Here is an 11,651-nt window from a genome sequence, read left to right as displayed (position 1 = left end):
GCATGCTGGACTGGCTCCTTAAAGAGCCGAAAACAAGAATGGTCCCGTCGCCTGAGCCTCGCCCGTCGCAAGCGGGATCATGGTGCAGCCGTCCTGCGCGGCGACCGTATGTGAGTTGGACCAGGTCGGGCAATCCGGCCGCGTCATGCCAAACGGCTCAGACCTGACATCCGCAAATAGCCAAGGAGAACCAACATGCCATAGGCAAACCTCTTGACCACAAACTCCTCATGTGAGTCCGGCATGACGGAAAAAGCTGATCGAATTTAACCCTAGAGTCCCCAGCGTCGCGCAAGCGCCGCAGCCAGGCAGGCCACACGCTCACGCCAGATGGAACAGCGGAACGAGCGGCCATTCGACCGGGCGGTTGCCCGGCTCGACCTCCATCAGCGGTGCCATATAGTCCCACCAGCGCTGCATCACCGGCTGGTGCGGCAGCGCGTCGCGATCATTGTCCTCGCGCAGCTTGAGCACGGCGAACAGCGCGAGCGTCTCCTCGTCGAGGAAGATCGAATAATCATAGATGCCCGCAGCCGAGATCGCCTCGGCCAGCTCGGGCCAGATTTCGTCATGGCGGCGGCGATATTCGTCCACCACACCAGGCTTGAGCTGCATCCGGAACGCGTGAATCGTCATCGCTCATTCTCCTGCCGCCTGATAGTCCCGCTCATGGTTTGGCGCCCGCGATCTCGACCGCATAGATGCCGCTGGTGCCCTCCATGTTCGATCGGAACACCATCCATTTGCCGTCGGGCGTGAAGTGGATGTTGGGCTCGAGCCGATAATCATGCTTCGTCATATCGACCAGCCGCTCAGCCCCGAAGGTGCCGGGCGCAATCAGGCTTTCCGAACCGGGCGCATGAATGCCGGCGACATCGGGGATCGACTTGGGCCGGAACACATAGAGCCATTTCCCGTCGGGCGCATGCGCGACCATCTCGCTGTCGCCGCCATCGCCCGAGAACATCGTCTGATCCGGCGAGATGTTGAAATGGACTGACCATTGGTTGCGCTCGACCTTGTACCAGCGCCGCTTTTCAGTGCCGAGGTCATAGCCCGCAACCCAGAAAACCTCGCCGCGCGGCGTCTGCAGATCGTACCAGATGGTCTTGCCGTCGGGCGACCAGAATTCGTGACCGGCGATCTCCATGTTCATCGTGCGGTGATGCACCTGGGTAAGGCCGCTGCCGTCGGTACGGATCGTCCAGATCCGGTCCACCTTGTGCCACGGTCCCTCATGGCAGAACATCAGCAGGCTGGGATCAGTCGGCGAGAATTGGAGATGGTTGAGCCAGTCGGTCGCCCGGTGGACGACCCTGCGCTCGCCGGTGCGGATATCGATCGTGAAGATCTCCATCGGGATGCGCGCTTCAAGCCGATCGTTCAGCCGTACCTCCTTGGCCTCGGCAAAGGTCAGTGGCTTGCCGTCGGGGCCGAGCGCGGCATAGCCCGCCTGGTCGAAGCGCGGATCGCGTGCCGCCGCGCCGGGCTGAAGCGGCATGTCCCGCTCGGCCACCGCGCCCGCGAGCAGGGTCTCGTCGGCATTGATCGTGGCGATGCCGCCTGCAGGGATATCGGCGATCCGGTGCGCCTTGCCGCTGTCGATATCGGCCGCCCAGATCTGCGCCGGCGTGGTGGTGCTGCCCCGCGCCGCGCCGCGCGAGCCGCCTGAGATATAATAGACCGTGCGCGTCTTGCGGCCGGCGAACAGCAATTGCAGGCCGGCGCCACGGACGATCGTCGTCATCTTCCAAGTCTTGAGGTCGATCGCGGCGATGCCCTCACTCGTCGAGGCCACCATCTTGTCGCCCTGCGGGGTGAAGCTCTGCTGATGGAAATACAGGCTCGATGCACCCGGCGCGGTCGAGATGCGCACGACGCGGTGGCCCGTCTTGGCGTCGATCCATTCGCCGGGAGGCAGGGTTTGCGCTTTGGCCGGAGCCTGGGGCTGCGCCTGCGCAGAGCTTGGCGACGCAGCGGTCAAGGCGACGAGCAACATGGTTGCCAGCTTCATTTCCACTCTCCCTAACTGACGCGCGGCACCGCTTGATACGGCTTTTCGGCAATCAGCGTTTGACGGCTAATGTCTCATCATTTAACGAAGTGTCTCATATAGTGATAGTCTGCGCACATAAAATTTTAGGGGAGGACAGGGGTGTTTCCATCGGATGCGGCGCATCATGCCCCGATACGCTCCTATCAAAGGCAAGCGGCATGAGCCTGTTCGAGGGCCGTTTTTCCGGGCGCGCCGCGGTCATCACCGGCGGCGCCTCGGGTCTGGGCAGGAGCGTCGCCGCGCGGATCATCGCCGAGGGCGGTCGCGTCTCGCTCTGGGATATCAATGCCGAGAGTCTCGCCCTCGCAGCGAGCGAAACAGGTGCGGCGCATTCAGCGGTGGTCGACGTCTCGGATCGGGGAGCGGTTGCGCACGCGATGGCGGAAAGCCGGGATGCGCTCGGCGGCATCGACATATTGATCACCTCGGCCGGGATCACCGGAGCGACCGCGCCAGTTCACGACTATCCCGCCGACAGCTGGCTGCGCGTGATCGACGTCAATCTCAACGGGCTGTTCTATTGTTGCCGTGAAGTCGTGCCGCACATGCTCGAGGGCGGCTATGGCCGGATCGTCAATATCTCCTCGGTGGCGGGCAAGGAAGGCAACCCCAATGCCTCCGCTTATTCCGCGTCGAAGGCGGCCGTGATCGGCTTCACCAAGTCATTGGGCAAGGAGCTGGCGACCAAAGGCGTGATCGCCAATTGCATCACGCCCGCAACCTTCGAAAGCCCGATCCTCGATCAGCTCCCGCCGAGCCAGGTCGAATATATGCGCTCGAAGATCCCGATGGCCCGGCTCGGAGAGATCGAGGAATCGGCGGCCATGGTGTGCTTCATGGCATCGGCCGAATGCAGTTTCACCACAGCGTCGACTTTCGACACATCCGGAGGACGGACGACCTTCTGAGGCGGGTGCGCCGGGCGTGGAAAGGAGAGGCAGATGCGCGACATTCCCTTCGTCAACGCCCTTGCCCGTCTCTTGGCGGTGCTGTTGCTCTGGGCGCCGCCGGCCACCGCGCTCGACTGCGAGAAGCCGCTGAAAATCTTCCAGTTCCCTGCCGACGCCATCCCCCGCGTCGATGGCGATACCTCGGACTGGGCCATGGTCGGCAGCGATTATGCCATCGGCAACGACAGGCTCGCGGCGGACGACGGCTCAGGCCGGCGCCCCGATCCCGCGAGTATCGACGTCAGCGTCAAGGTGGGGTGGGTGAAGGGACTTAACCGCCTCTATTTCCTCTACGAGGCGGCCGACGATTATTGGGATTTCGGCGAGCCGGGGCTGAAGAACGATATCTTCGAACTGGTGGTCGATGGCGACCGCTCCGGCGGGCCGCTGATCGCGCGCTTCCATCCCGATATCGCGCCAGGTCCGGGGCAACCGGTCATGCCCGGCAAGAGCTATCTGTCAGATCGCGATGCCTGGATCGGCTTCCAGAACATCCACGCGCAGAACTACCACATCTTCACCCCCGCCGGGGACAAGGACTGGGCGATGGCCTGGGGCCCGCAGGCTGCGTGGATCAAGCGCCTGCCCTGGTCGAACATCTCCTCTCGCTACCATTTCAAGCCCGGCGAAGCGGGCAAGCTGACGATGGAGTTCTGGATCACCCCATTCGACTATGCCGCCCCCGACGGCGCGACGCGATCGGTGGAGACCGAGCTGGCCGAAGACAAGATCATTGCCATGGCCTGGGCAGTGATCGACCAGGATGGTCCGAAGACACCCGACAGAGGCTTCTGGAACCTGTCGCCCAAACACACGATGTACGGCCAGGCATCCGAGCTCTGCCCGTTCCGGCTGATGCCGCTCGAACCCGCGTTGCGGAAACCGATCCAGGCCGACTGGTCGTTCCGGATCGTCGATGTGGATCGCCGCGTCGTCGCGTTCCATGATGAGTCGATAGGCAAGACGGCCGGCTGGAAATGGGATTTCGGCGACGGCCAGAGCTCGGCCGAGCAACATCCGATCCATAGCTATGCCCAGCCCGGCAAGTTCGTCGTCACCCTGGAGGTGACGGGTCCGGCCGGCGCATCGAAGCTGTCGAAGGTCTGGGACGTCTCGTTCACCGGAGATCCGCCGAAATGATCAACCGCCGCAACACATTGGGATGGATGGCCGCGGTAACAGCGATCGGCGCCTTTGCGCGCCGCTCGGCTGGGGCGACGCGGCCGCCTCGCATCTTCGACGTGCATGATCACGGCGCCGTGGGAGACGGCGTGGCGCTCGATACCGCTGCGATCCAGCGCACAGTCGATGCGGCAGCGGCCTGGGGGAAGGGCGCGCGGGTGCTGCTGCGCGCGGGGCGGAAATATCTGATCGGCCCGGTGCGGCTGGCCGGCGGCATCGACTTCCATCTGGCGGGCGACGCCGAGATCATGGTGAGCGCCGACCCGGCGCACTATGGTACGCCACAGGAAGGCGTTCTGTCGCTCGAAGGCGTGCTGCATGCTGTCGCCGCAATTGGGCTGACGATCAGCGGCACCGGCGTGATCAACGGCCGCTCGCCCGAATTCATGAGCGGTTTCGATGCCGAGAATGAATGGTGGACCCCCAAGCCGTTCCGCCCGCGCCTGCTGGTGCTGGAGAATTGCGAGAACCTCGTCATTCGCGACGTGACCTTCAGCCAGGCGCCGAGCTGGACCGTGCATCTGCTCGGCTGCCGGCACGTGCTGATCGATCATGTCTCGATCCACAATCAGCCCGACGTGCCGAACTGCGACGGGATCGATCCCGATCATTGCCAGCATGTCGAAATCCGCAATTGCCACATCGTGTGCGGCGACGATGCGATCGTGATCAAGACGACCGCCGGCCATCCCCAATATGGTCCGTCACACAATATCACTGTCCGCGATTGCGTGCTGGAAACCCAGGATTCGGGGCTGAAGATCGGCACCGAGACGACCCAGGATATCCACCAGATCCTGTTCGAGCGTTGCCGGATCGTGACCGGCTGTCGCGGCCTCTGCATTCAGCTGCGCGATCAGGGCAGCGTCTATGACATTGTGTACCGCGACATCACCTTCGTCTCGCGCTATTTCTCCGCGCCGTGGTGGGGGCGCGGCGAGGCGATTTCCTTTACCGCGATCCCGCGCACGCCGACAACCACGCTTGGCACCATCCATGATGTGCTGGTGCAGAATGTCACCGGCCGCGCTGAAAACAGCATCCGGATCCAGGGCCATGGCGCGAGCCGGATCCGCAACGTCACGCTCGACAGGGTCAAGGTGACTCTCGACCGCTGGACGAAATATCCGGGCGGCGTGTTCGACAACCGCCCGACATCGGCGATCGATGCGATCGAAAAGCATGGCACGCCGGGAATGCTCATCCGCCACGCCGATCACATCACGCTCGATCATTGCACGGTGGAATGGGGTGAGAACCGCCCTGACTATTTCACCCACGCGCTGCAAGTCGAAGATGTCTCCGCGCTGGCCAATGCCGGCTTTGTCGGGGAGGCAGCGCATCCCGCGCGCGACCCGGCAATCCTGGTCACGAACGGATGATGTCGCGGTTTCAGGAGAAGATAGTGGTGAGCAGGAGAGTGACTCGGTCGATCGGGTTAATGGCGCTACCGCTGTTGGCGATGCTGCCACAGATCCAGCCTGCCGCCGCACGGGGGCATGAAACGGCCGCCCGTCCGAACGCCGATCTCGCCGGCGACACCGCCGACCTGGCGCTCTTCGAGCATAGGGCCGCGCTGTCCAAAGATCTCGGCGCCACCGAGATGACCGTCACCGACGACCTGCCGCTCGCCATGTGGGAGCTCGACAAGGATGATCCCTATCCGGCGTGGTTCGTGCGCCATGCGACGCTGTTCAAGATCTTCCCGCCGGCCGAGGTCCGGCCCTATGTCAACATGCCCTATGCGTTGCGGGTTCAGGCGATCGTCGCGAAGCGCTGCGCCATCCTGCGGAAATATGGCCTGAAGGGCGTCTGGAGCGCGAACGAGCCGGCGGTGCTGCCCGAGCCATTCTTCACCGCGCATCCCGAATATCGCGGACCCCGCATCGATCACCCCGCTCGCTCGCGGAAAGTTCATTTCGCGCCCAATGTCGACCGGCCTGAGATATTGCGGATGTACCGCGAGTCCGTGCAGGCGCTGCTCAAGACGTGTCCGCAGGTCGAGACCTTCAACTGGGTCACGACGGACGCCGGCTCGGGATTCGACTGGACCCCGTCGCTCTATTCGGGGCCGAACGGCAACAGCAATTTCCGGGACCGCCCCATCGCCGATCGCGTCACCACCTTCATGATCAATGCGCAGCAGGCCGCCAAAGAGGTTGGCCACGAGATCCGGATCAACATCAACCAGATCGAGCCACGGCAATGGATGGTCCCCACCTTCGCGCCGGATGTGCTGGAAAACATCGTCCGCAAGCTGCCGCGCGGCCTTGCGGTCCAGGGACTGGAAGGGCCTGACGGACGCCCGTTCGCAACCGGCAGCCGGGGCGGCGGGGGCGCGCGCCCCTTCTATCCGGTCGTCGGGATCGTCGCGCCCTCCTTCGCCGGCCTCACTCCGCCGTCTCCGGACCGTGCGTCAGTCAATCTCGGCGATGCGCAGAGCGTGGACTTCACCTATCGGCTGCTGAAGGCGACGCATGACCTGCCGATGCGCTCGGCCACAGAACGGATCGTGGCCCTGCGCGCTTTCGCCGTCAGCGAAGTGGGCGAAGCACAGGCCGATAATCTCGTCGAGGTCTGGAGCGCACTTGCCGATGTGCGCAGCAAACTCGACGTCCTCGATTTCGGCGGCATGCTGCGCTTCGGCCACGTCCTCAACCGCTGGATCACCCGGCCGATGGTGCCCTTTCCGCTTGAGCTGACCGAGGCGGAGAAGAAGGATTACAGGCCCTTCCTGTTCCAGGCCAAGGGCGAGGAGCAGGCCGCTGACCTCACCGATATCCAGGCGATGCGCATGTACGAGGGATACGGCGCCAAACTCCTGTTCCAGCGCACGATCGAAACCGCGATGCCGCGTGCCACAAGGGCGCTGGCGCTGATCCAGGGCATTAAGGCGGCCGCCACCACCGATGCCGCGCGCGCGCAGTGGGATCTGACGGGCAAGCGCGTCCAGGCGCTGATCTACCTGCTCCAGTCAGCCGACAATATGGTCGCCTATCAGGCCCAGCTCGATCGCGTGAAAAGCCTTGGCGTGAAGCCCGAGTCCGATCCGGTGCTGGGCGTCCAGTCGAGCTGGGACCGCACGGATCTGATGGAGACGGCGCGCAAGGAAATCGACACCATGGTCTACCTGCGGACGCTGCTCGAAAGCAGCAGCGAACCGATCCTCGATCTTGCCCCGACACCACAGGACGAGACGATCATGCGCCTCGGCCCGGACACTGCCCGGGAGATCAAGCACAAGATCGATATCATGAACGCGCATTGGCGCGATTACGACCGGCTGTTCACCGTGCCCAATCCCTAAGGAGCGGAACCGAAGTTCGAGCCGTCAGGTTCCCTATTTCGTCATGCCGGACCTGTTCCGGCATTCATGTTTCCGCGGGGTGTGCAAGCGTTGCTCTTGCGGCTCGATAGACCCCGGAACAAGTCGGGGGTGACGCTAGATATAATGTTACGAACTTTAGGGCCAATCGACATTCAGGAGGTCCACATAATTCCTCTCCAGTGGGAGAGGATACGAAGACTTAGGAGCGCAGCGACTTAGTCGGAGTTGGTGAGGGGCTCCGGGAGTTCTCGATAGCTCCCGGAGCCCCTCACCAAGTTTCGCTAGTCAGCAAGCTGACAAGCTACACTATCCTCTCCCACTGGAGAGGATTTCGAGGCCTGAATGTCGATCGGCCCTAGATTCGGGTGACTAGGGTGGCTCTGCGCCACGCCGCTTCCCGAGCGATCGCGCCAGGACGGGCCGTCGATTCAACCCTTCGCACCCTCTGCTATGGTCGCGTCGGATCCGATGCCATGCCCGCCTGCTCTTTCCCATTGTCGAGACACTCGAAACGCCGCCGCTCGCCCGGCGGCGACGCGTCCCTGCTCGCCACCATGGATCGGAGAATCAAGAAAAACCAAGTCAATTTTTGCGACTCGCAAAAATCAATACTTTCCGCACAAGAAAATTGGCAGTTTGTGCCGGGGCGTCTTGATCAATAGCCCATGAAAAAAAATTGGAAAATGGCCGCTAGGGCGCTAAAATTTCCGAACAGCGAGCGCAGCGGTTTTAAATTTCATACCACACGATGGCTCGCAAAAATGCGTTTCGCGAAGCGCTCTATTGAACCGGGGTCGCCGAAGAGGGCATGATTAGCCTCACCAATCCCGGAGGTGGGAAATCGATATTACGGAACCGCAATATTTTCCAACTCGATGATTTCGAAGGAATAATGCGAGACATTAACTGCTTCATATTATTCGAGAAAGTGCCAAAAACAGCTCGAAAATCCCGCGTTCAAATCGACTTTCACACGGTTTTCGCGTTTAACTCGCAAAAATACGCCAAGTATTCGTGATGGATTTTGCCGGCGCCGTACAAAAGAAACCCGCCCGGTCGGATGACCGGGCGGGCCTTAGTGGGGAGGATCGGATCAAGCCTCTCGGGGATCAGAATGTGTAGGAGGCGCCCAGGAAGAACTGGCGGCCGGTGGTGCTGAACACGCGCTGGGACCTGCGAACTTCGCCGCTGAACTGGTCAGCCGGCTGGTTCGTCAGGTTCAGGGCATCGGCCGTGATCTTGAAGCGCTTGGTGAGGGCGAACGACATCGACGCATCGATGTTCAGCGTCGAATAGCTGCCATTGGCATCCGGCACTTCGGACTTGAAGGGAAGAGCCGTGAGATATTTGGCGCGATAGGCAGCCGAAACATGCGTCGAGAACCGGCCGTCGTCATAATAGAGCGTGGCGTTCACTGAATGCGGCGACACGTTCAGGAACTGATTATAGGTCGTCGATGCGGTCACGCCCGACGACAGATAATAGAGCACCTTCGACTTCACATAGGTGTAGTTCACCGCCGCACCAAAGTGGCTCAGGAAGCCGGGCAGGAAGGTGAAGGGCTCCTGCACATTGACCTCGACGCCTTCGATATAGCCGCCCGGGCTGTTGCGAGACCGCGTCACGAGATAGATCGTGCTCGCATCCTGCCCGGCCGGCAACAGGCTGAGCGGCAGGCCCGTATTGCCAAAGGGCTCCTGCGCGGCGAGCGTGTTGATCACGCTTCCGACGTCCTTGTAGAACAGCGCAACGCCGACGAGGGCGCCCTTGCCGGGATACCATTCGAAGCTCAGGTCGTAATTCTTGGCGCGATAGGGGTTCAGCAGCGGGTTGCCGATCGACGCCGACTGCGCGCCGAAATTGGTGTTGACCGTTCCGCCCGGGCTCAGATTGGCGAGGCCGGGGCGGGCCATGACCATGGCGAAGGCGGCGCGGGCGACAATGTCCGGCGTGATATCCAGCGCCATGTTCACCGCCGGCAGCCAGTCATGATAGGAGTGGCCGACCGTGACCTGGCTGGTCGCCGAGGTATACCCCGTCGCGGCGACATCGGTCGCGACATAACGAAGACCGGCATTACCGCGCAGGCGATGCCCGCCAAAGACCTCGAAATCGAAATCGAGCTGGGCGTAAAGCGCCTTGTCCTCTTCGCGAACCTTGCGGTTGCTGCCAAGCGCGGTAGTCGTGCTCAGCGTGAAGTCGCCATAATTATTGGAGCAGTTACAGAGCAGGCCCAGCTTGTCGATATAGGCCTGGACGTTCGGGACGACCCAGCCTGTCGCTGAGCCGGCCGGCAATCCGAGCTGGCTGCCGAAATTGGTGAGCGTCTCGCTCAGCGGCGCGAGCGTCGGGAAATCGGCGGCGAATTTGGCGAAATTGAATCGCGTCAGGTCAGTGCCGTTATTGGGATAGAGCCGCTGCTGCTGCTCGGCGACGAAATCGAACCTCTTGTACATCGCGCCGAATTTGACCGAGAGCGTGTCAGATGCCTTGTATTTGAAATCATAGGAAAGAGTGGCGAGGTTGTTCTTCACCTCCGCCTGGACGATGCGGATATCCGGCGTGAGGCCGGTGCCGGCATTGGTGAAAGTCACGTTCGCCGGATTGGTGACATCATAGCCGTAAACGATCAGCGGCCGGCGAACGTCGTTGCGGGCATCCCAGCTATAGCCGTCCTTGTTGAAGGCGTCATAGGAGATGAAGACATCCCATGGCTGGTTGAACTTCGATCCCGCATGGCCAACCTTCAGCCGGCCGCTGAAGTTATCGGTGAAATTCTGGTCGAAGGTCAGGCCGACTTCATGGGTTGAGGTCGTGGTATGGCTCTTTTCCTCGATCTGCTTCATGTCGACATGGTTGATCTTCATGTAGTTGACTTGGCCGTTCGGATCGACATTGACGTCGATCAGCTGTGAATCGACCCGGCCGGCAAACAGCGGGAAAGCTGCCGAGGCACCGTTTACGTTGCGATTGTTGGACGCGAGCGACAGCGCGTAATCGAGCCGGTCCTGATCGAACTTCGAATAGACCACATCGAGGGTGACATGGGTATCGTTCGAAGGTTGCCATTGCAGCGCGCCAGTGATGCCGAGGCGCTTCTGATCGAGCGTGAAGCGCCCGAGCCCGGGATTGCGCGGCAGGAAGACGTTCGGCTTKTTGACCTTGGCATAGGCAACAGGATCCGATGGCAGCCCGGAAAAGCACTGATTGGCTGGCCGATTGCCCGCGCCGGAGAGCGGATTGACGAAGGGAATCGGCGTATTGATGACCTGGCTGCCGGCCTGGTTGGGGTCATCGACGGCAAGCCCGCAAAAGCCGTTATTGGCGTCCGAATAGTCCGACTGCGACGTGTCGCTATAGCCGTCTTCCTGCGCCTTGCGGGTGCTGTACGCTGCGGAGACCAGGATGCCGAAGTCGCCGAACGTGTCGCTGATCAGGCCGGCGACGCGCGGCGCGAAGGATTTGTTGCTGTCGTAATAAGCACCCTGGCCGGAGATCGCGGCGCGGAAGCCCGGCTTGTCGAACGGATGGCCGGTCGTAAGGTCGATCGTCGCGGCGAGCGACCCTTCGTCCATCTCGGCTGATTGGGTCTTGCTGACCGTGACGCTGTTGAACAATTCCGAAGCGAAGGTCGAATAATCGAAGCCGCGCGTACGGTTGATCCCCGCCACAACGCCGAGCGTCGAGCCAGTCGTCGATGAATAGGCCTCGATGCCGTTCAGCAGGGTACGCACGAAATCGCCGCCAAGGCCACGGACCGTGACGTTGCGCCCTTCGCCCGCGTCGCGCGTGATCGATACGCCCGGGATGCGCTGGATCGATTCAGCAAGGTTGGCGTCTGGGAAGCTCGCCATGTCGTCCGCCTTGATGACGTCGACGATGTTGTTCGAAAGCCGCTTGTTGGCGATCGCACTGGCTAGCGCGGCGCGATAGCCGGTAACGACGATATCGCCGGCGCTGTCTTCGGCATCAGCCTGTGGCGCCACCGCGGGCGTATCAGCCGCTGGTGCGGCTTGGGCGGCGGCCACTGACGGCACGGCGGCAATCGCCAGCACCGTGGTCATGGCCAGAAACGATGAATGGTGAAGCCATGCCCGGCTTCTCTTGGTGACGTCTAAGGTCATTCCCGTGCCTC

7 protein-coding genes are annotated in these 11,651 nt (G+C 62.0%); 4 read left to right on the top strand and 3 right to left on the bottom strand.

The window, feature by feature from the left end; all coding sequences use genetic code 11:
* Nucleotides 1-321: 321 nt before the first annotated feature.
* Nucleotides 322-636: an L-rhamnose mutarotase gene (locus AC1DVS_RS22040; protein ID WP_478026392.1), complete on the bottom strand. Its 315-nt coding sequence runs from the start codon at nt 634-636 to the stop codon at nt 322-324.
* A 31-nt stretch (nt 637-667) separates the two neighbouring features.
* Nucleotides 668-2,008: an oligogalacturonate lyase family protein gene (locus tag AC1DVS_RS22035; RefSeq protein ID WP_478026403.1), complete on the bottom strand. Its 1,341-nt coding sequence runs from the start codon at nt 2,006-2,008 to the stop codon at nt 668-670.
* 206 nt (nt 2,009-2,214) lie between these two features.
* Between AC1DVS_RS22035 and AC1DVS_RS22030 the strand changes: the two genes are divergently transcribed.
* From AC1DVS_RS22030 to AC1DVS_RS22015, 4 genes are all read left to right on the top strand, one after another.
* Nucleotides 2,215-2,964 (top strand): SDR family NAD(P)-dependent oxidoreductase, encoded by a 750-nt coding sequence (locus AC1DVS_RS22030; RefSeq protein ID WP_478026390.1) that lies wholly within the window; start codon nt 2,215-2,217, stop codon nt 2,962-2,964.
* Nucleotides 2,965-2,997: 33 nt separating this feature from the next.
* Nucleotides 2,998-4,146 carry a PKD domain-containing protein gene (locus tag AC1DVS_RS22025; protein WP_478026388.1) on the top strand — a complete coding sequence of 383 codons (1,149 nt, stop codon included), beginning with the start codon at nt 2,998-3,000 and terminating at the stop codon, nt 4,144-4,146.
* Nucleotides 4,143-5,570 (top strand): glycoside hydrolase family 28 protein, encoded by a 1,428-nt coding sequence (locus AC1DVS_RS22020; RefSeq protein WP_478026386.1) that lies wholly within the window; start codon nt 4,143-4,145, stop codon nt 5,568-5,570. The genes AC1DVS_RS22025 and AC1DVS_RS22020 overlap by 4 nt, the downstream gene beginning before the upstream one ends.
* Before the next feature lie 74 nt (nt 5,571-5,644).
* Nucleotides 5,645-7,495 (top strand): hypothetical protein, encoded by a 1,851-nt coding sequence (locus tag AC1DVS_RS22015; protein ID WP_478026384.1) that lies wholly within the window; start codon nt 5,645-5,647, stop codon nt 7,493-7,495.
* 1,130 nt (nt 7,496-8,625) lie between these two features.
* Here the strand turns inward: AC1DVS_RS22015 and AC1DVS_RS22010 are convergent.
* The gene (locus AC1DVS_RS22010) at nt 8,626-11,640 is read right to left on the bottom strand and encodes a TonB-dependent receptor (protein ID WP_478026383.1); all 3,015 of its coding nucleotides are present in this window, start codon (nt 11,638-11,640) and stop codon (nt 8,626-8,628) included.
* Nucleotides 11,641-11,651 lie beyond the last annotated feature (11 nt).

This window comes from Sphingomonas sp. P3_C5 (genome assembly GCF_056402635.1).
This window is presented reverse-complemented; position numbering and strand designations above follow the sequence as displayed.